Annotated in this window: 17 protein-coding genes; 1 reads left to right on the top strand and 16 read right to left on the bottom strand. The window is 48.4% G+C overall.

Annotated elements, in window-relative coordinates:
• Positions 1-18 precede the first annotated feature (18 nt).
• From hrpB to MHH25_RS11950, 10 genes are all read right to left on the bottom strand, one after another.
• The gene (hrpB, locus tag MHH25_RS11995; RefSeq protein ID WP_340020042.1) at positions 19-2,538 is read right to left on the bottom strand and encodes an ATP-dependent helicase HrpB; all 2,520 of its coding nucleotides are present in this window, start codon (positions 2,536-2,538) and stop codon (positions 19-21) included.
• Between the two features lie 153 nt (positions 2,539-2,691).
• Positions 2,692-3,498, bottom strand: coding sequence for an SDR family NAD(P)-dependent oxidoreductase (locus MHH25_RS11990; RefSeq protein WP_017689067.1), 807 nt, complete (start codon positions 3,496-3,498; stop codon positions 2,692-2,694).
• Positions 3,499-3,687: 189 nt separating this feature from the next.
• Complete coding sequence (locus MHH25_RS11985; protein ID WP_340020041.1) at positions 3,688-4,530, bottom strand: protein phosphatase 2C domain-containing protein; 843 nt, start codon at positions 4,528-4,530, stop codon at positions 3,688-3,690.
• Positions 4,531-4,540: 10 nt separating this feature from the next.
• Positions 4,541-5,293 carry a vWA domain-containing protein gene (locus tag MHH25_RS11980; RefSeq protein ID WP_127543696.1) on the bottom strand — a complete coding sequence of 251 codons (753 nt, stop codon included), beginning with the start codon at positions 5,291-5,293 and terminating at the stop codon, positions 4,541-4,543.
• 33 nt (positions 5,294-5,326) lie between these two features.
• Positions 5,327-7,402: a hypothetical protein gene (locus tag MHH25_RS11975; protein WP_340020040.1), complete on the bottom strand. Its 2,076-nt coding sequence runs from the start codon at positions 7,400-7,402 to the stop codon at positions 5,327-5,329.
• A 158-nt stretch (positions 7,403-7,560) separates the two neighbouring features.
• Positions 7,561-7,836 (bottom strand): WXG100 family type VII secretion target, encoded by a 276-nt coding sequence (locus tag MHH25_RS11970; RefSeq protein ID WP_017689071.1) that lies wholly within the window; start codon positions 7,834-7,836, stop codon positions 7,561-7,563.
• A 186-nt stretch (positions 7,837-8,022) separates the two neighbouring features.
• Positions 8,023-8,571, bottom strand: coding sequence for a WXG100 family type VII secretion target (locus tag MHH25_RS11965; RefSeq protein WP_017689072.1), 549 nt, complete (start codon positions 8,569-8,571; stop codon positions 8,023-8,025).
• Between the two features lie 6 nt (positions 8,572-8,577).
• Positions 8,578-9,408, bottom strand: a complete 831-nt coding sequence (locus MHH25_RS11960; RefSeq protein ID WP_047842537.1) for a hypothetical protein — start codon at positions 9,406-9,408, stop codon at positions 8,578-8,580.
• Between the two features lie 16 nt (positions 9,409-9,424).
• Positions 9,425-13,429, bottom strand: a complete 4,005-nt coding sequence (gene essC, locus MHH25_RS11955) for a type VII secretion protein EssC (RefSeq protein ID WP_340020039.1) — start codon at positions 13,427-13,429, stop codon at positions 9,425-9,427.
• A 54-nt stretch (positions 13,430-13,483) separates the two neighbouring features.
• The gene (locus MHH25_RS11950; RefSeq protein WP_340020038.1) at positions 13,484-13,804 is read right to left on the bottom strand and encodes a hypothetical protein; all 321 of its coding nucleotides are present in this window, start codon (positions 13,802-13,804) and stop codon (positions 13,484-13,486) included.
• Between the two features lie 421 nt (positions 13,805-14,225).
• Here MHH25_RS11950 and MHH25_RS11945 point away from each other — a divergent pair, with 421 nt between their 5' ends.
• Positions 14,226-14,465, top strand: coding sequence for a hypothetical protein (locus MHH25_RS11945; RefSeq protein ID WP_074094612.1), 240 nt, complete (start codon positions 14,226-14,228; stop codon positions 14,463-14,465).
• Between the two features lie 123 nt (positions 14,466-14,588).
• Here MHH25_RS11945 and MHH25_RS11940 read toward each other — a convergent pair whose 3' ends face one another.
• The 6 genes from MHH25_RS11940 to MHH25_RS11915 form a co-directional block, all read right to left on the bottom strand.
• Positions 14,589-14,741, bottom strand: coding sequence for a hypothetical protein (locus MHH25_RS11940; RefSeq protein ID WP_164783094.1), 153 nt, complete (start codon positions 14,739-14,741; stop codon positions 14,589-14,591).
• Positions 14,742-14,985: 244 nt separating this feature from the next.
• The gene (locus MHH25_RS11935) at positions 14,986-16,461 is read right to left on the bottom strand and encodes an aldehyde dehydrogenase family protein (protein ID WP_340020037.1); all 1,476 of its coding nucleotides are present in this window, start codon (positions 16,459-16,461) and stop codon (positions 14,986-14,988) included.
• Between the two features lie 170 nt (positions 16,462-16,631).
• Positions 16,632-17,171 (bottom strand): GNAT family N-acetyltransferase, encoded by a 540-nt coding sequence (locus MHH25_RS11930; RefSeq protein WP_340020036.1) that lies wholly within the window; start codon positions 17,169-17,171, stop codon positions 16,632-16,634.
• Positions 17,172-17,334: 163 nt separating this feature from the next.
• The gene (locus tag MHH25_RS11925) at positions 17,335-17,673 is read right to left on the bottom strand and encodes a L,D-transpeptidase (protein WP_076318547.1); all 339 of its coding nucleotides are present in this window, start codon (positions 17,671-17,673) and stop codon (positions 17,335-17,337) included.
• Positions 17,674-17,729: 56 nt separating this feature from the next.
• On the bottom strand, positions 17,730-18,875 hold the full coding sequence (rsgA, locus tag MHH25_RS11920; protein WP_340020035.1) for a ribosome small subunit-dependent GTPase A: 1,146 nt from the start codon (positions 18,873-18,875) through the stop codon (positions 17,730-17,732).
• A gap of 410 nt (positions 18,876-19,285) precedes the next feature.
• Positions 19,286-19,879: a metalloregulator ArsR/SmtB family transcription factor gene (locus tag MHH25_RS11915; RefSeq protein ID WP_036671025.1), complete on the bottom strand. Its 594-nt coding sequence runs from the start codon at positions 19,877-19,879 to the stop codon at positions 19,286-19,288.
• Between the last annotated feature and the right edge of the window lie 152 nt (positions 19,880-20,031).

The raw sequence follows: 20,031 nt of genomic DNA, 5'->3' as shown, positions 1-20,031 counted from the left end.
AAAAATGAAGTAATTCATCTATTTGCCCCGTGGTTTGGCCCGATTTGTGGCGACCGCTTCAAGTGGATTATCCGGCCAGTAATGCTTCGGATAACGACCTTTCAGATCTTTTTTGACGTCAAAGTACGTCTCTCGCCAGAAATTCGCCAAGTCTCGTGTGACCTGTACAGGTCGCTGAGCCGGTGATAATAGGTGGATGGTCAACGGGACTCGCCCACCCGCTATACGCGGTGTCTCCTGTTGTCCAAACATCTCCTGTAATCTTACTGCCAGCGCCGGGTCCTCTGGACGACTGTAGTCCACAGGAATACGTGAGCCACTGGGCACCTGTATATGCGTCGGAGCTTCATCGTCCAGTTGTTGTCGTTGCGTCCAGCTCAGGCCACCAAGTAATACATCTTGCATCGACAATCTCTTGAGGTCGGCTGCCGATCGCATGCCTGTCAGATAAGGGGTAAGATGTTCTGCCAGCTCTTCGGTCAGATCATCTTCAATCAGGTCAGGCCACTCAGGTAGATGGAGATGCAGGAACCGTAGCCTGTCCGCAAGTTGTCTGGATGTTTTTGTCCAAGGCAGACAATCCAGCCCTTCCATTCGTATTCCGGTTAACAGTGCTTCCAGCACCTGATCTTCAGGTGGCTGTGCAATACTGCTCTCTTTAATCACAAGGGCTCCAATCCGAAGTCTCTTATGTGCGCGCACGCTGCGAGTGTTGGAATCCCAGGCCACTTGCACTTCATTGTGCAGCAAGTGCTGACCTGCCTGCACCAATGTCTGCTCCTGCAACGGCGCAGCCAGCAGGATGCGCGCATCTGCGCCCTGGTCGTCTGCCTCGGCTGCGACCAGATACGCTGCACGGCTCAGCGATTCTGTCGCTGCGAGCCTTACACCGCGGCCGCTGCTCAGCAGATAGCGGCCGTCCTCCCGGCGTTGCCCGATCCGGTCCGGATAGGCGAAGGACAGCAGCAATCCGCAGCTGTCCTCATCCGGCCGCACCGGATCGGCCGCCGGGCCGAGCGCCGAGCGCAGCTGGCGGCTCTCCTGGAGCATGCGCCGCACGGCCGCGCCGTCTGCGATAGCCGCTGCCGCTTGCGGCATGCCGCTGCTGTCCGCTGTCAGCAGCGCCTCTACGCGCGGGCGGAGGTCCGTGCCCGCGCCTGCACTGCCACTGCTGCGGAGGCCGGCAGGCTCCTGCAGCAGTGCCGCCAGCATGCTGGCGTAGCTGGCCAGCCCAAGCTCCGCTGCGCGGAGCAACATGCTGGCCAGTCGCGGATGCACGCCAAGCGTGTTCATCCGCCGCCCGAAGGGCGTGATGCGGCCTGCGTCGTCCAGGCCGCCCAGCTGGCGCAGCAGCGCCTGAGCCTGGCCGTAGGCGGCGTCAGGCGGGGTGTCCAGCCATTGCAGCTCTGCTGGGGACTGGACACCCCAGACGGCAAGCTCCAGCGCCAGCGGCGCAAGATCCGCGGAGGTGATCTCCGGGCGAGCTGCCTCAGGCAGTCCCCCATGAACCTCTTCGCTCCATAGCCGGTAACATACCCCCGGGGCAATTCGCCCTGCACGACCCCGCCGTTGATCGGCTGACGCCTTGGACACCGGCAGAGTGACAAGCCGGCTCATGCCCGTGCGCGGCGAAAATGCCGATGCACGACTCAGCCCTGCATCCACCACAATCTTAACTCCAGCAAGTGTGAGACTGGATTCCGCAATGGAGGTGGACAACACCACTTTGCGCGAGCCCTCAGCCGCTGGGCGTATAGCCTCATCCTGTTGTTCCACCGGCATACTGCCATACAGGGAATGAACTTTCACATGCCCAGGAAGAGATCCATTCGATAACTCCCGCTCTGTACGGTGTATCTCTCTTGCACCAGGAAGAAAAACAAGCACGTCTCCTTCCTGTTTGGCTAATGCCCTGGTCACCGTCTGAGCCGTGAATTGTTCCAGTGGCATGGCTGCTGGTCTCGGTACATATCGTGTTTCCACCGGAAACGTGCGCCCGGGACAGTGAATTGATTTTGTACCTTCGCCAAGCAATACACAGACGGGAACAGGATCAAGGGTCGCCGACATCACCAGCAATTTCAGATCTGGACGTAACATCGCTCGCGATTCCAATGCCAGAGCCAAGCCCAAGTCTCCGTGTAAATGACGCTCATGGAATTCATCAAATATAATCATCGCCGTATCCTCAAGACCCTGGTCCTGCTGCAACATCCGGGTCAATACCCCTTCCGTCACAACTTCAATACGTGTCGCCTGACTCACCCGGGTATCCATGCGTACACGATATCCTACAGTCTGACCCGCCTTTTCCCCTAGCGTAGCCGCCAGTCTCGATGCAGCTGAACGCGCGGCCAGCCTTCGGGGTTCCAGCATAATGATTTTCCGTCCCGCAACCCACGGCTCCTCCAGCAAAGCCAGCGGTACAACAGTCGTTTTTCCCGCTCCTGGCTCTGCAATTAACACACCTGTATCTTGATCCCGAAATAACTGTCTTAACTCAGGAATAACCTCTTGTATCGGTAACTCTATATGCATATAATCGCTCCTAATGAATGTACCCTACTGCTCTTCAGTATCTCTATTCGAATGTTAGCATTATAACAAAAAAAGCCGTTCCAGAGGAACGACTATCGTAGACACACCCTAAGACACGCCTTAGCAAAAATGAAATTTATCCAGAATACTCACTTAGCTGAGCAATGATTCGGCACCATCTATGACGATTTCTGCTCCGGTAATATGTCTGGATTCGGACGATGCGAGGAAACTTACCAGATCGGCAACATGTTCCGGTTGACCCGGCCCGTCCGCAAGTGGTTGCTGTCCTTCCGGGAACTCCATCGGAATAATGATCTGCTGTAGATCATCCGTTTTGACCGTACTTTGATCGATATTTGTTGCAATCGCTCCTGGACAGATCACGTTTACACGTATCTTGAACTTCGCCAGCTCAAGTGCAGCCATCTTGGCAAAAGCAACCTGTCCTGCCTTGGACGTGCTGTACGCCGACATGCCAAAGCTTGAGAAGCGTTGATTGCCGTTAATGGAACTCGTAATGATAATACTGCCGCCACCCCGTTTTTTCACGTGAGGCAATGCATATTTAATCGTGAAAAATGTACCATTCAAGTTGGTTGTAATAATCTGCTGCCAATCTTCAACCTGAATCTCCTCAATGGGTGCCGATACACCGTTAATGCCCGCATTGGCAAAAACAATATCCAAACCGCCGAATAACTCAACGGTTTCCAGTACAGCCTTTTCCACACGTGCCGGGTCGGAAATGTCTACATCAAATGCTCTTGCCGCACCGGGGTGCAGCGCATTAATCTCTGCTTCCGTTTCCGAGATCCGATCATTCACCAGATCAAACAATGCAACATGTGCACCCTCTTTAGCCAGCTTGACCGCAGTGGCTTTCCCAATCCCGGAGCCTGCTCCGGTAATAATCGCAACCTTACCTTGGAACCGTGACTTGCCGTTATGCTGTGTCATTATCCATCCCACTCCTTCATTTTAGCAATTATGTAAGAATGTACGTTCATACTCATCGTGAAAGCCAATTCTTCACAAGATTACCCAAAAAGAGTGTCTTTTAAATCAACACCAGCAAGTTTTTTCACAGTTGATCTTCGCCGCTGTCACAGCTTCATCAGGATCAATCCACATCTTGATATCCCGCACTCACCATTCCAGCTCAATGAAAGCGGCATCATCTTCAAGACCGCCGGTATGTGTCGCATCCAGCAATACCTGAATGTGTTCATCCGGGACATAGGCTTGAATGGCATCCAGATCGTTCAGTCCATCCGTATATAACTGAAGACGCAGTGAATCTCCTGCGGACCCTTTCATCTCGCAGATGTGCGGCTTACCACCAACTGGTCCTTCAAGTGTAGACCAACGCTCATTTGTCTTGCAGTGAGTCTGAAATAATTCAGACTGTTCCTGACCATTACGCCACAGGCGAATACGGGAATCTCCTTGCCATGCAAGCCATACCCGGCTTTTGCGGCCGCCTCCCGTGAGCTCGATCCGCCCACACACATACATCGCCTGACTGCCCCGACTTCGCTTTTCCATCAACACTTCACGCAGCAACAAAGGGGAACTTTCCAGTGGCTGTAATTTCTCCAATTGCTCTGATGCGGGAAGGGTAAGATCATGAAGAAGACGCTCAACACCCTCTTCTGTTGTGTGTTGCGTCGTTTCCAACCAATCCAGCAAAGCATTCCCTAGAAAACGCGCTGCAAAATCGCCCAGGTAACTCATGCCTACGCCATCACACAAAACAAAATTGCAGATATTCCCTTTTATACGTACCGCAGCAAAGTCCTGTCCGGTATCTCCCTGATGAACCGTCTCAGCCGCTCTGCCATAACCATATCTGCACTTAAATATGCCTTGATAGCGAGTTAGCGGCTGTTCCCCGGTCTGTACACTCACATAGCGAAAGTTGCCATGCCGTTGCTCGGCATGGCCCCCCTTATCTCCAGCAGACAATGTTGCCAAACGCATCGCTCTCATGATTCCCCTCCTATCTCACAGGCGTAGCAGCGGACATCTGGAACCCGATTGATACCAATTCTGCACATGTACCTGGCAGCATCATGAGTGCACCGGGTGCAAGCAAATAATCAGCTTCAACAAGCATTTCCCGATAACTTTCGGGCAGGATGGATGACATATTCCGCAGCTTCTCTCCATGCTCATCCTGTAGATTCGTTTCCGAAGAGATTCCCTTCCATCTTCTAGGTTCAGCAATTGGCCCTTCCAGCAAATGATCCGATATAAAAATATTCTCCACCAGTACATTGCCGTCAGGTACACTCATACCCATAATTCTTTTTGCAATAGGTTCGGGATCTTCACCTGTGGCTACCCCATCCGTCATGTGGCATACAAGTGGCGCAGGACAATCCTGCATATTTGGAATTTCAGCCTGTAGAATCTTTTCCGCCTGCAGGAAAGCCTTCGCAGAATCTGAAAACCGTCTCGGTGTCAGGTCAGGCAAAGAACCAACGGCAGCAATCTCGTCAATCCCTTTGATTCCGTTCAACAAGTCATATACATCATCACTGTAAGCCAATATGGCTATACGATAGCGAGGTGTCAGACGATTTCCCTTGGTAGACCGAAACACCATTTGGCGGATCGCGAGAGATAAGGCATCATAGACGACGTCAATCCGTCGACGATTTTCCAGAACCATGTTCATGGAGGCGCTAATATCAATTAAATATATAATAAGTGCAGGTGTACGCTGTGATGCTTGAATCGTGTAGTTCATCTAGGGTGAGTCACCTCCATCATTCACATTAATTTATAAGTTAGGCAACGTATAACTGTTGTTGCTCAGAAATTTGTTAATGGCACTCATTCGAGCGGCTACTTTGCCAACACCTTTGAAATAGGAAGCATCGGTATTGTAAAGATTTTTGAAATCACGGGCATACGATTCCGCATTTTCAATTTTTCTGCCTTTTTGCGCGTTATACGTTTTATTGTAGTGAGCAATCAGCGTGACCACATTCTGGGCACGTTTTTTCTTCAGAGCTGCTTTCTGAGCAATCTCCTGCTGACGTTTAACTTCAGCTGCCGCTTTACGCTCCGCTTCCTGTTTTGCAAGCTTGGCATCATTCTCTTTTTTCCAGACCAGATAAGCTTCATATTTCGCCTGTTTATCGTATTTTTCCTGCTCCGCTCTCTTAGCCGCTTCTTTCTTCTGCTGTTCCTGCTTCACCAGAAAGGCCTCATATTTCGCCTGTTTGTCGTACTTGGCCTGTAACGCCTTACGTTCTTCTTCTTTTTTCTTTGCTTCAGCTGCCTTCTGCTTGGCTTCAGCAAGCTTTTTCTTTTCCTCCGCGTCCAGTTTTGCAGCATCTGCTGCCTTTTGTTTCTCTTGTTCTTCCTGCTGTTTGAGCGCAGCTGCCTTTGCTGCTTCAGCCTCTTCCGCAGCTTTGATATCTGCCAGTCGTGTGGCTTCCTGCTGTTCTTTCTGTTTCACCTCTGCCTGATCGGCGAGTATTTTGACCGTTGGCACGCCACCTGCCAGCAATACAATAAGCACAGCGGAGGAAATCATGAACTTTTTGGATCTGTAGAATGGCACAGGTACAGGTTTGTCTGTGTCTTCTTTTGGATTAAGCTTTGCATCCAGTTCCTTAATTGCAGCCTCGACTTCCATCTGCATCGCGCTGTTATGAGGAATAAAATGATAAAGCGAGCGGTACACTTCCAGTGCTGCAGCCGGTTTATCTTCATCCTCCAGGGCTCTTGCTTGCAGGAACAGACGGTTCACAACCGCTTCCTGATCGGGAGAGTGCGGCGTTTGAGGACGGTTCCCGTCTTGCGTATTCACCGGTTCACTTACTGGTTCTGAGCTCTTTTTCAGATTCACATCAGCTTCGGACGAATTGGCAGCTTCTTCTTCCGCTGTCACAGCAGCCGCTGCATTGGCCTGATCCACGTCTACCGCAGCCAATGCAACATACCACTCACCAAACGTCGGACAACTGCTCAGATCGTGACTTTCCCAAGCTCGAATAAACAGATCGGACAGTTTGGAACCCCAACGCTTCTCAAGGGACTCCCGCATCGCATAATACCGTTCACTCACCGTTTGCATTTCATGCTGGTCAAAATAACTTTCGCCCCACGCTTTCTCTACAATCACAGGGTCGGACCAGCTTAACATTTCAGCAATGATAACCGCTCCGGCAAATCGGTCAGCATATGAACTCCACAAACCGCTGTGCACTGTTCGATGGGCTGCATAACCTGGTGACCCGGCAAGCAGGGCATCCGGACGATCCATCTTGGAACCGTACATCTGCTCGACATCCACAAGTTCTACCGCAGACATCTTCCCCAGGTTCTCCACTTCGGAAAAAAACGGAATCATTACATTGGGAGCGGACATATCGCAATGAGCCAGTCCACGTTGTTCCATAGCCGAACCTGTTCCAGCAAGCGCTCTAGCCAGCTTCAGGCTCTCCTCAGCCGTCAACTGTCTCTGATCACTGATCACATCGAACCAGGTCTGACCTTGCACCCATGGCATCAACACCGCATATAACAGATCGGGATGTTTTCCAATGAGCGCTCCGTTTCTTTCCGGAGTGAGCACATCACGCTTGCATACCTGCAAACCTGGCAGTTCACTATAAGACTCCATATGCTCAGACTGATATACCATAGCCGGAATACGGAATTTAGGAAAAAATACTTTTAGTGCTTTAGCCCCATGAATGGAACCATTTCGGGGTAACAACTGATAAACAATCCCCTGCCTTCCGGCTTGGGCATAAGCCAGACCCGGCGCAGCCGGATGTTGCCCAATCGTATAGGCAATGTCGTTAATCACCACTTCATCCCCGGGATTTGGTTGAAAAGACATGCTTATCCCTCTCTCTGTCCTAGTGTCATAGTTGCAACAAAAACCGGGTGTTGTGAAAACTCCCGGTTTTTGCTGTAGTTGTACATCTTCAGCTTGCTATCCACCTATAATTCAGGACGAATTCAGACTTCACATCGGCCTGATCTATGTAAAGCAGATTAACGAGCTTGGTCAGCTGTACGGAATTTGTTAGCAATAGCTGTAAGTTCAGCGCTGATACTGTTCAGCGTTTGAACGAATGATTGCATTTGTTTGCTAGCTTCTTGGAACTCTTGGAAGAAGCGTTGCTTTGTCATACCTTCCCATTGTCCTTCCATGCTTGTGATGGATTGAGTCAATGTAGATACGATTTGCTGACTTTGCTCACCGCTTTGTTTAAATTGGTTGGAAACCTGATCAAGCTGCTCTGGGGTAACTAAAATACGTCCTGCCATTTGTAAATTCCTCCTTGGTTTGTGCAATTAAATTTTTACTTGTTCAAATTGTACTATACCAGGATCGATCGGACAAAAGCCGAAGGACCTAATCCTATTTACCCCATTTTCAGCACTTGAAACTTCTCCTAACAGCCTATTTACAAAAAAATATTCACTTTCTGCTGTTACTTTTATTCACCCTGTTCAGGAAACAACAGGCTCGGTCCCTCTTCTTCCCCGAAAGGAAGGATCTGTGAATCTCCATGCTACAGGCTCAGGCTGCATAGCCTGCACCAGTGTAGCCGGGGAGCCATCAGGCGGAGCGGCATCCTGTACACGATATACGGCCGCCATTGCGGAAAGGGGATCGGATACTACAGCTACAGTTGCAGAATGTGCAGGCATGATTTCTCCTGTACGATTGTTCTGAAGAACATTCAGCATATTGACCGCATTACCATAGGCTGTGTTCACATGACTCAGCACGGAACGATACTCCATGTCTGCCTGCTGGAATAACAACGCTTTGCGTCCCAGCTGTACGCTTAAGTCCATTAATCGACGCAGCGCATCCTCGCCCAGTCGTTTACTGTGATTCCATTCATTCATCACCGCTGCGCGGGATTCAACCTCCCACTCCAGCGAATGAATCGCCTGATCCAACACTGTCATCTTTTGCTGTATTTGCTCCGCTGCATACTGAATCTGCTTGCTCAGTGCCCGAAGCACATCCGGTTCCACACGAATGCGCATTTACCATCACCTTTCCTCTTCCCCTGCAGGCTGTTTAAGCCAGTCCAGCAGCATCTCGTGAAACTGTTCTCTAGTCGTTAGTGCTGCAACAAGCCAATCATCTGAAGCCGCAGTGCTCATCCGGAACAACCAGTTGGATACCGCACTTGCAGCAAATGCTGCCGACTGCGACTTCCACCCGTCTTCATTCCATACAAGCAACCTAAGCTCCCCGTCTGACTCCTTACCCACCAGACAGCGTGCCAGTGCAAGTGAGCCCTCAGGATCACTTGTCTCCTGTTCGAGTTCCGCTGCTACGGTCTGTACTCCGCTGTTTTCGAGCTCATTCATGACATCATAAAATTTTTTCTTGGAGCACATTAGGGCCGGTTTCTCCGCAGGAGAATGGCCGCTCCATTTCATCCGCTCTATCAGAACATCAATGGCTTCACGAACACTTCCCAGATCGCTGAGCCGGAACGAGTCCGGTACGTCGTCAACACGGGAAACTTCAACGACCCGCTCATCCGTGCAATGGATATAACTCTCATACGACTTGCCGTTGATCGTGTAGCGAATCCAACAAGCTCTGTCGGACAATCCGGCAATGGCTACCCTGGAGAAAACGGTCGGTGTCATGATCAGCTCATCGGTATCCTGATCCCGAATCAGATATCCTTTGTCAAGCAGGGAGGTTTTGACACGCTCCCACTCCATCGCGATATCCTCCGCCATATAGCCGCGAAACGGATCTTCCACACCAAGCAGTCGGTCTGAACCGAGAATACCAGCCAGGAAAAAAAGTTCCTTTGTTTGCAACGTGACTACCTTTTGCTTAGAATCATGAACCGTCAACATTATGAGCCACCTCCCCTCAAACTACAACATGCCATCGGTCACGAATTTCAGAAATCCAATCGGTCATTTTCCAGCTGTCATCACATGGAACTGCACCTTTAACCCTGGAATATTTACGTTTTACATAATAACCTTGACCCGGAGGCAGTACCTTCAGCCCACCTGAACTACCTCCAGATTCGGAATAAGGTATACGGAAGAACGAGAGATCGTTAGGGTCTAAAGTCCCGAACAGCATTCCACTCTGGGAAGCCTTCACATCCGTTACCCAGTCAGAACCAAAGGTTGGGAAGTCTGCCGGAACTCCGGATAGAATCACGTGTACACCGCGATCCCTTCCTTGACGAACAATCGCTCCCAATTGATCTTTCACATTAAAATCGTTTAGCTGCTTGGACAAGGTGTCCGCATCGTCGATGACGAGCACAAGTTCCGGTCCACCGGAAATCTCGCCTCTTTTCAGAACTTCATCGTACAACTGTTGAATGACAGGTGCAAGCTGTTCTTCTCGCGATACATGTCCACGGACATGGGGCAAACTGCTGATTTCCCCCAGCCCACCTGAGCCATAACGCATATCTACTGTGTATATTTGCACATCTTCCGGAGAAGCATGATAAGCCAGTGATAACATCCATGTCAATAAAAATGTCGTTTTGCCGCCTTCCATCGGACTCGTTACCATGAAATGCGGACCTTCACGCAGATTAAGCTCGAATGGTTCCAGATCATCCGTAAGCAATCCCACAGGGACAGTTACAGACGATGTATCCCAAGCCTGACCATATGATCCTGTCCGAATGAGCAGATCCTTCAGTTTGATCTCTTCCGGAAGTGGAGCAATCTGCGGCGCTTCTTCCCCTGTCCAGCCTTGGCGAATCTCAGCAATCGTACGGCGCAGTGCCGATGAACGCTTGCCCTCATCTGCCCCTGAAGATGGTAATGCCGCCTGGAACATTAATGGAGGCACTTGCCCTTTGACCAGGCCTCTTCCTGGCGGAAGTTGGCTTGGCGCCTTGGAAGGTCTTCCCACGGCATAATAATAATCGCTTGGATCGGATAACTCAAATGAAACCGCATTGGGAATATTGCTTCTGAATTTTTCAAATACATCTGTTACCCGATTGGCTGTGAGCACAAAGGTGATACCCAGACTTCCGCCTTCACGCAGGATCGTCTCCAGAAGTTCATTCTCTTCCGGATAGGCATTGCGGAATGAAAGATAACCATCGATAACGACCACAACCTGCGGGACAGCCGCGTGAGCTGTCCGGCGGTACGCCGAAATCGTTTTAACCCCCGCCTCCGAGATGATATCTTTGCGTTGTGCTGACAGCTTGAGAATATAGCGGAATAACCGCTTGATCCGGTCTTCCTCTTCAGCCATCATCACGCCACCGATCTGAGGTAGTGCTGCAAAGTCTTTCATCATACGGCCCATATCGATAATGTAACCATGCCAAGGTTCAGTTCTATGGGAACGGGCCAAAGACATAAGCAAGGTCTGAACAAATGTTGTTTTGCCCAGTCCTGGCATGCCGTACACGACCAGATGTCCTTGATCCACAGGCAATGCGAGCGGTTGTTGGCGCTGATTAGGGAGATCATCCAGCAAACCAACCAGTGGTTTCAGACCATTCGCCCCGCCATCAAGCAGCAGATCCCGATTCTCTTCTTCCTGCCAGTCCTGAAGACCTTCCCATTCCAGTGTCTCTGGTAAAGGTGGCAACCATGGTCCTGGCAAACGACGGATACCCGCATCCGCTGCAGACTGCGCAACATAATCAATAAATACCTGAAGCTGTTTCGGAACATCTTCACCTTTGAGAACGGCTCTGCGCTCTCCAGTTAACAGAGGCTCCCGCTTACCGTTCAGGCGCACTTCCATAACAGGTAATACCGTTGTTGAATCCTCCTGCTGGTTATAAGGTGCACCACTCCAGGCGAATTGCATTTCTTCAAACACTTCATCACTACCAACCTGGAAATATCCGCGACCAGGCTTTGTAATCCAGGCAGCATTTGGAATCTTGATCATATCCCTGCTATCTCCCTCACTCTGTACGCGAAGGCAGATCCGGAAACGAGAATTACTCCATATTTTATCGTCTACAACACCAGCTGGCTTTTGGGTTGCCAGAATTAGATGAACCCCAAGTGTCCGACCAATGGCCGCGATACTGATCAATTCATCCATGAACTCCGGCTGGTCCCGCTTCAATTGAGCAAACTCGTCAATGATAATAACCAGATGTGGCAGTGGCTGTTCATGTCTGGAACGCAGAATCTTGTAATATTCATCAATATGCTGGAGGTTTCCCGCATCATTTAATATTTTTTGCCTTCTGACCAGTTCGGCACGAAGTGAAATATTCGCCCGCTCGATCAGATTCCCATCCAGATTGGTGATTGTCCCTACCACATGAGGCAGATCAACAAATGTATTGGACATCCCGCCACCTTTATAGTCAATCAGCATGAAGGCCAGATCATGTGGATGGAATTCAGCAGCGAGTGAAGCTACGATGGACTGGATGACTTCACTTTTACCTGAACCGGTTGTACCTGCAATCAGACCATGGGGACCATGACCCTGACGTTCAATTTTGTCATGCAGGTTTATCGCAATTTTTTTGCCGCCAGCGCGTACACCCATTGGTACGGGCAGCGTGTCAGGATATCTCGTCTGTCCCCACCTGGACACCACATCCAGATCTTCCACGCGTGATGTGCTCAGCATATCGAATAACGGAAGCACTTGCGGGATATCTGAAGCAGATGACCGCTTTAACCGGATCGGTGACATATAACGGGAAAGAGCCTCTGCCATCTCCTTCGAGATCACATCAGGCTTGTACGTTTGTTGAATAACATCCGCATCTTCCGTTTTTTTGATATACACCCCTTTGCCTTTGGAGGCATCCATAATCAACTGACAATGCATCGGTAGAGACTCCTTGCGATTAGCCAGTATGATGGTGCATACATCAATCTCGTGAGCCGACTCCAGCAGCAGCGGAAGCAACGGTTCTTCTTCAATTAATTGCGTATCGGAGAGAATTACAACGTAGCACGGCGTTTGTACGCTTTTCTTGTAGCGGTCTTCCTTATTGTTACGACGCCGATTCAACACGGAAAACAAGCTGTCCGCCAATTGATGCGCACCGCTGTGCCTGTCGGCCATATAGCGTTGTCCTTGGTCTTCATCCCAGATATGGGGCATCCAGCGAAGCCAGTCCCATTCCTTGCTGTCCTTTTCTTCATAGAAAGCAGCAAGCTTCAGTTCATCCGGGGAATGGCGTACCGTCAGTTGTGAGATGATGACTCGCAGGGAAGCAAGCACTTCCTCCCGATCACCGACAAGTCCCATAACCTTCGATTGGAACAAAGGCAATGTAATGGAAGCATCTGGTACCGTCTGGAATTCAGCCGCAAGTTCATGGGCCGCTTCAATCAGCTCATCCTTCTCGTAACCATCAATCCGCGGAACCTGAAGTTTGATTCGGAATGGAATCTCTCCCGTACCAATGCGCACCTGAAGGAAATCATCATCCTCTGGTGAACGCTCCCACAAGGAACTGTTCCGGTTCTTCACCACTTGAAGACACACACCCGGATCACCATGAATTTCGTACAGGCTCTTCACTTGCTCCGCCTGAGCTTCTTTCAGTTCTTCCCGGTGTTTGTCCAATTGGGCAAGATACATTATTTTTCGTTCTTCCAATTTTTTGCGATATGATTTCTTGTTGCTCAGATACACGAAGAATGGAATGGTGTAAGAAGTAAGCATCATCATGACCGTCATCATCTGAAACATCATATAATTGCTGTTGCCCATTTTGCCGGTCATATTGATATATACGTAGAAACCAATGCTAACCATGGTCATCATGATCGGCACAATAATGGATATCATGGAAAACGTGGGTTTGCTCGGTTCTGTTGGAGGCCTGAGTATTTCGAGTCTCTCTTCCTTGAGAACCGGTGTCATTCTTGGAGAACGCTGATATAACACATTCACGAAGAGAAGACCTCCTTTAGTTCGTTCAATAATGAATGTATACGTTCAAAAGCCCTATTCGTTGCTGTCCTGTTGAAACAATGAACGTCTTCCATATACAGGCGCTTCTTCCGAAGTTGTTGAAAAAGCCCGCTGGACACGTACGCAACTGCCTTGTCGTAGCCCCGTTTCCATTAACTGCTGTGCGTTCTGCGGAGAGAACCACAGACCTTCCGGAAACTTGCCTTCAAGGATGTACTGAATGCCGTCTCCCGGTGCCTGTCCAAAAATGCGAACGCCGAGTAATGTCTTCAAATGTTCGATGGTACATTCGTCCGGAACATCGATGTCGAACCATTCTCCTTCCTCGCGGCCGGAATGCACGGTTAGAATCATCCGAATCCCTCCCATGGTCTCATATGTAAATTGTCCTAATGTCAGATTAAATCAAAAAAAGAGAATGAATCGTTATATCAACCCTATTTTCTTACATAAACACCCTGTTTGCAATGTACCACTTGTAATTTTGTTACATATGACCCACGTATATATTAAAATATCGTACATTCGACTCAGAACTTTTGTGGCAGTTATGCAATTTAATATTGCGAGGATACGAAAATTATCGTTTTTTGTTCCATTTAAATGGTAATTAAGTTACGTTTTTCAGGACTTTTATTCCTTCGCTCACAATTGAATTGTGAACACTTTTCAAACATTACCCACCTTTATGTTTTCATAAGCTGATTTTAAGGTAATTTTAAGCATTGGAATTTAATATTAGCTGTATGAAATAACAACCGTGAGGTGATTTCAAGTGAGAACCCTAATAACCTTTCAAAACAAATCAATCCCTGTATATTTTAATCAAGAAAACAAACAACCTATGCAGAAGACATTAAGATTGCTTAGCAGTGCTCTTGAGCATAAAATTAGCAACGGTAAACGCGCCATTCAAAAATGTCTGCATTCTTTAATTAGTATTGAGATTGTTAATGGAGAAGCCATTCTCCACAGTCGAAGTGAAAACGACTCCCTTGCTTTATCGTTATATTAAAAGGAGTCAAGTAAGACACAGTCATTACAAGACATGAAAAAAGGAAGCTGTCGTTATAGACAAGCTTCCTTTTTTGAGTTGTATACACGTTAACAGTGGATCGCAATTATTATCAGCCATCACTCAGTGTAGTTTGCTCAGGACATAGGCGGCATCATGTTCTTCCGCAATCTCGGCTTTACGAATACGAATGACAAACAGCCGAACCAAATTGGCACGTGTATGTTCTTCCTGACAGGTATTCAGTTTCCTCAGAATAAAGCGGTCAATGGACATGAATTTAAGCCCCTTTGCCATTGGATTTACGGATCGATTCTTCCGTGTATCCATAAATAACCAGATAGCGTCAGCCCCAAACAGCTTTTCCACTCTTATATTAAGCCGTATTTTTCCGAGGTGTAATATTGTGCAAAAAGCCCGTCCAACCAAGCTGGATACGGACTTTCGCATGATTTGTCGATCTTTTTATAACCTACTCTAATCATTCATAAATGCCCCTGCTTGTTCACCCTTTTTCGACTTATTTCACTCCCGGATATTCCCGATATTGGTGCTGAATGCTGATCCAACGCGTACGTGTAAACTTCTCAATGGCCCAATCCCCACCGAAACGTCCAATCCCTGAAGCTTTTTCACCGCCAAACATCACATGCGCTTCATCGTTCACAGACTGATCATTTACATGCACCATACCCGATTCAATGCGCTGGGCAACCTGATATCCTCGATTCAGATCTTTGGTGAATACAGAACCACTAAGTCCATAAGGAGTATCATTCGCCAAACGTATAGCTTCCTGCTCATCATGAGCCTTCATGATCACTGCCACTGGGCCAAACAATTCCTGCTGCACGATATCCTGTTCAGGTTTAACATCGGCAAGTACAGTAGGAGACAGCACGCTGCCTTTACTGGTCCCCCCGAGCAATAACCGTGCACCTTCGGCCTTGGTTTTGTTCACAAGCTCCAGCAATCGTTCTACCTCTTTTTCCCGAATGAGAGGACCCACGAGTGTTTTGGCATCCGCTGGATCACCTGCCTGGACATTCTTCGTTTTGGCAACAAATGATTCGACGAATTGGTCATAAATATCGGCATGCACAATGATACGATTCAGAGCCATGCAGATCTGTCCCTGATGCAGAAACTTGCCAAAGACTGCCGCTTCAGCAGCACGTTCAATGTCCGCATCTTCCAGCACAACCATCGCGTTGTTGCCACCTAGTTCCAGTGCCGTTTCTTTTAAATGTTCACCCGCCAGTTTACCGATCCCTTGTCCAACTTCTGTGGAACCCGTGAATGAAATTACTTTGGGAACCGGATGAGCGACAAAGTAATCCCCGATCTCGCTGCCACTTCCCGCAACGACATTCAGCACGCCCTCAGGCAGACTCGCTTGTTCAAACAAATCGGCAATGAGCCAACCTGCCGTAATTGGAGTGTCCGATGCTGGTTTAATCACTACACCATTACCAAGAGCAATCGCTGGAGCTACAGATCGCAGGCATAGATGCAAAGGGAAATTCCATGGCCCGATAACACCAATCACTCCCTTCGGCTCACGAACCACACGGTTCTCTTTGCCAGGGGTATTGGACGGGATGATCTCACCCTTCATGCGATAAGGAAAAGATGATGCTTCGTCCACAATGCGTTTAGCCGCTGCAAACTCCGCCTCCGATTTGATTCGGGTACTCCCGGATTCCGTGATCAGCAGCTGAATAATCTCCTCTTTTCGCTCCGCCATCAGGGATGAAACTTTACGCAATACCTCTTCTTTCGCAGCAGGTAATGACTTCGCCCATTCAATCGAATTTTTCTGAGCTGACTCATAAGCCTTATCTATGTCTTTCTTATTGGAAGAGCGCCATGTGGCAATAACTTCTCCCGAATAAGGATTGATATTCTCCATTGTTTTCTCACCGGAGCCATCTACCCAGCTGCCATTAATATATTGTTTCGTCCATGTTGTATGTTCAGTGTCCATTAAAGTCATGTGAATACGCCTCCTGATCAAGATTAAATGTCACACCTGCACAACGGTGTAATACATCATTAACCTTGTTCAGAATTACGCAAACGTGTAGACCTGAATTAGCTCTTCCATTCTTTAAGCTTAAGGGAAACAATACAACCCCCACTATTCTCTCAGCATCTGGACGTCTTTCAACAGTCGGGCAGGCTCTTCTCTCCAAAGAGGCTCAAGTCCTCCCATCCGTAGCCAACTTCGATCAGATCTTGACCACCAATGCGGATGGACTGTGTCTGGACTGGAGTGCCTCCCATCTTTTCATAGAAGCCACAAGCTGAATTACGCTCCAAAGCCCATATGATCAAACGTTTCATATTATGGGTCTGTAGATGATGAACGACATGTGTCGCCAGTTGCTGACCTATCCCCGCGTGTTGCACTTCCTTCAGCAAATATATAGCGTACAACTCTCCATCATAAGGTAATTTTCCTTCACGCTCCTTACCCCCACAAGCAAATCCGACAATGTTCCCATCATCCTGTTCAGCTACCACCAAGATCTGATCCTTTTCGCCAGAACGAATGGTCTTCTCCCACTGGGGCAATCTTGATTCTATAGTCAAATGATCCAAAAAATCGTCAGGCACAATTCCCCGATACGTTGTTTTCCAACTCTCCGTATGTACATGGGCTATCCCCTGCGCATCCCCTTCACGCGCCCGCCTGATCAGCATAGCTATCACTCACTTTCTCACGTAACTACCTTATTTTTACCATATTATATGTTCTTCTTTTTATAATTCCAAATTCATCCACTTCAGTCCTGATGCCGCTAGGCATGATTCGTAATCAAAAGTGGACTTTTTGAACTACCTCTTATAAAAGTAAAATCCGGCCCTACGGCCGGATCGTTACCCTAGTGCCTACAGATACCTTGGAAGACAGATCCAGTACATCCGAGTTGTACATGCGTATACAACCGTGGGAGACAGATTTGCCAATAGACCAAGGCTCATTGGTTCCGTGTATGCCATAATGGGGAGCAGACAGCCCCATCCAGAGCACGCCAAATGGCCCACCTGGATTCGATTGTTTGTTAATAATAGTGAACTCCCCGTTTGGAGTCTGCGTGAGCATCTTGCCGGTGGCAACGGGATAGCCCTTAATCACCTGATTGCCATCCAGAAGATATAACATGTGGTCAGACAGATCTACAATAATCCTGTAATCTGGCATAATGACATCCCTCCTGACCTATCTTATGCAAGATACAGGATGATGCCCGCCTGATTTCAGGCTTCCTCCCACTCTTTCACACTACGGGAGTGCTTGGGTTTACGACTATTGGCCGGTTTGCTGGAGGCGGTACGCCTTCTGGATGCCACTTCTTCCTTGCGTTGCTGATATTGCAATTCTTTCTGCATTTTCAGATAATTATTCAGTCTTTTTTCATCCAATGAACCACCCTGTATGGCCTCTTTCACTGTACATCCAGCTTCCCGTGTATGACTGCAATCCAGAAATCGGCACGTGGCGGCAAGTTCTTCAATTTCTCCAAACGCATGCGACAGCCCATCATTGCCCTCATCCCAGAGATTAAGCTCGCGCATTCCTGGAGTATCGATCAATACGGCTCCCTGTGGAAGTACAAACATCTCCCGGTGTGTTGTCGTATGTCTCCCACGACTGTCTCCCTCGCGAACGGATTGCGTAAGCTGCACATCCTCACCCATCATCCAGTTCACCAGCGTAGACTTGCCACTGCCAGAAGATCCTGTGAGCGCAACAGTCAGCCCTGGTTGCAAGTATCGTTCCAGTAAGGATTTACCTTGACCCTCCACTGCAGATATCGCAAGCACTTCAACGCCTGGGGCGATTCCTTCTACACTTCGGATCTGTTCTTCCACATTGTTGCACAGATCACTTTTGCTCAAGACAATGACCGGCCTTACGCCACCACTCCAAGCCATCAGCACGTATCTTTCGAGCCTTCTAAGGTTGAAATCATGATTAAGTGCAGCCACGATTAACAGTGTATCTACGTTTGCGGCGATTAATTGTTCCTTGGTCACCGGACCTGCCGCCTGTCTCGATACCCTGCTCCGACGTGGCACCAGATTGTGAATAATTGCTTCTTCACCTGCCTGACCTGTAATCGCCACCCAATCTCCAACCGCTGGTACCAAGCTGGTCTCCAGACTATCATGACGCATTCGGCCCGAAATTCTTCCCCAGCATTCGCCCTCTTCTGTAATCAAACGTTGCAGATGTCCATGGTCTGCGATAATTCTGGCTGGCTTTTTCTCCTGCTCTTCCATCCCTGTCTCTTGCCACAGTTCCTGCCACTTTGCTGACCAGCCGTACTTCTCAATATGGTTATCTAAAATAAAAATTCCTCCCAAAATAAGTTGTTTACTTCGTTCAAGCCGAGTGAACAATCATCTCCGGTTCAGATCAAAACAAAAAACCACGAGTAGAAATACACCCGTGGCAATAAGTAGTTAGCCGAATCAAAGATCATCCCTTCTTGTAGATCTACCGGATAGAATACTTAACCCTCCGATATAAACAATTCAGGAACACCCTTTATCGGCAAACAAAAAAGCCACGGGTGCGTCACCGTGGCTTCATCTGAGCATGCGATACTTCACGTTACAATGGATACTGCTATCCAGCTAACGCAAAATTACATGCTTTGATCCGTTCCGGAGACGCTGTTCATATTCAAATTAACGTATACTGCATTTAAATTTGTCATAAACAATCGCCTCCCTTGTAGAATTATCCATTATGTTACACACTGAGCTTTACAGTTGTCAAGCCCAAACTTTTTTTACCACCAGCTACTCTATTTGACCTGATCCCAGCGTGTCCACATTTCCTTCGGATTCAATTCATAGATATCCTCTTCCCGATACATGAACTGATGCATGATAAATTCCCGCCGAATCGTGGCAAAGTCTTCATGGTATTGCTTTATAAATGTATTGATTTCTTTCTCCGTATACTTCCGACCAAATTCAAGCTGCTCGACCAGATGACCAAGTACAATCAGTTTTTTCTTGTATTGAGCCGGAATCTGACGCAGTCGTCCATCTTTGGAGAAAAAATTCCTCATGACCGACGCTTTCAATGTTTCGTTCACATCACTCATATCCTCAACCTCCTCTCGATTAAAGATAAAATCAACCGAAGCCTGTGCATTCTCGCGGATAAACGAAGGATTGAGTGTGAAATACACTGTATTTTTCTCCCGTCGTTCCTTAATCAGCGCCGCCTCTCTCAGCTTGGATGCATGATGTGTCACGGTTGGCTGTGACAGATTCAGCCGCTCGGCAAGTGCCTGTCCGTGCAGTTCACCCTGTGCCAACAACAGCAGCATGCGAAGCCGGGTCGGGTCAGCCAACGCTTTATGATAAGCCACAATTTTCTCCAGCTGCATCATCGTTCATCTCGCTTTCAATTAGATATATATCTAATTTGATATTAGTCTTTTCTTCTCTGCACGTCAACTCCTTTGGTTTCAAGTAAGCTTGTCTAATTAAACTCCACGCTTGAACTGGCATTGGCTCGTTATTTACGGTAGGATTATAT

Source organism: Paenibacillus sp. FSL H3-0457, from assembly GCF_037981725.1.
Classification (GTDB): Bacteria; Bacillota; Bacilli; order Paenibacillales; family Paenibacillaceae; genus Paenibacillus; species Paenibacillus amylolyticus.
This window is presented reverse-complemented; position numbering and strand designations above follow the sequence as displayed.

Excerpts from the sequence above, each read along its gene's own strand:
- MHH25_RS11960 (WP_047842537.1), bottom strand. The coding sequence starts at position 9,408 with ATGTTGACGGTTCATGATTCTAAGCAAAAGGTAGTCACGTTGCAAACA.
- MHH25_RS11930 (WP_340020036.1), bottom strand. The coding sequence starts at position 17,171 with ATGCTGATCAGGCGGGCGCGTGAAGGGGATGCGCAGGGGATAGCCCAT.
- MHH25_RS11925 (WP_076318547.1), bottom strand. The coding sequence starts at position 17,673 with ATGCCAGATTACAGGATTATTGTAGATCTGTCTGACCACATGTTATAT.
- MHH25_RS11950 (WP_340020038.1), bottom strand. The coding sequence starts at position 13,804 with ATGATTCTAACCGTGCATTCCGGCCGCGAGGAAGGAGAATGGTTCGAC.
- hrpB (WP_340020042.1), bottom strand. The coding sequence starts at position 2,538 with ATGCATATAGAGTTACCGATACAAGAGGTTATTCCTGAGTTAAGACAG.
- MHH25_RS11935 (WP_340020037.1), bottom strand. The coding sequence starts at position 16,461 with ATGACTTTAATGGACACTGAACATACAACATGGACGAAACAATATATT.
- MHH25_RS11980 (WP_127543696.1), bottom strand. The coding sequence starts at position 5,293 with ATGAACTACACGATTCAAGCATCACAGCGTACACCTGCACTTATTATA.
- MHH25_RS11985 (WP_340020041.1), bottom strand. The coding sequence starts at position 4,530 with ATGAGAGCGATGCGTTTGGCAACATTGTCTGCTGGAGATAAGGGGGGC.
- MHH25_RS11975 (WP_340020040.1), bottom strand. The coding sequence starts at position 7,402 with ATGTCTTTTCAACCAAATCCCGGGGATGAAGTGGTGATTAACGACATT.
- MHH25_RS11965 (WP_017689072.1), bottom strand. The coding sequence starts at position 8,571 with ATGCGCATTCGTGTGGAACCGGATGTGCTTCGGGCACTGAGCAAGCAG.
- MHH25_RS11990 (WP_017689067.1), bottom strand. The coding sequence starts at position 3,498 with ATGACACAGCATAACGGCAAGTCACGGTTCCAAGGTAAGGTTGCGATT.
- MHH25_RS11970 (WP_017689071.1), bottom strand. The coding sequence starts at position 7,836 with ATGGCAGGACGTATTTTAGTTACCCCAGAGCAGCTTGATCAGGTTTCC.
- MHH25_RS11915 (WP_036671025.1), bottom strand. The coding sequence starts at position 19,879 with ATGCAGCTGGAGAAAATTGTGGCTTATCATAAAGCGTTGGCTGACCCG.
- MHH25_RS11940 (WP_164783094.1), bottom strand. The coding sequence starts at position 14,741 with ATGTCCATTGACCGCTTTATTCTGAGGAAACTGAATACCTGTCAGGAA.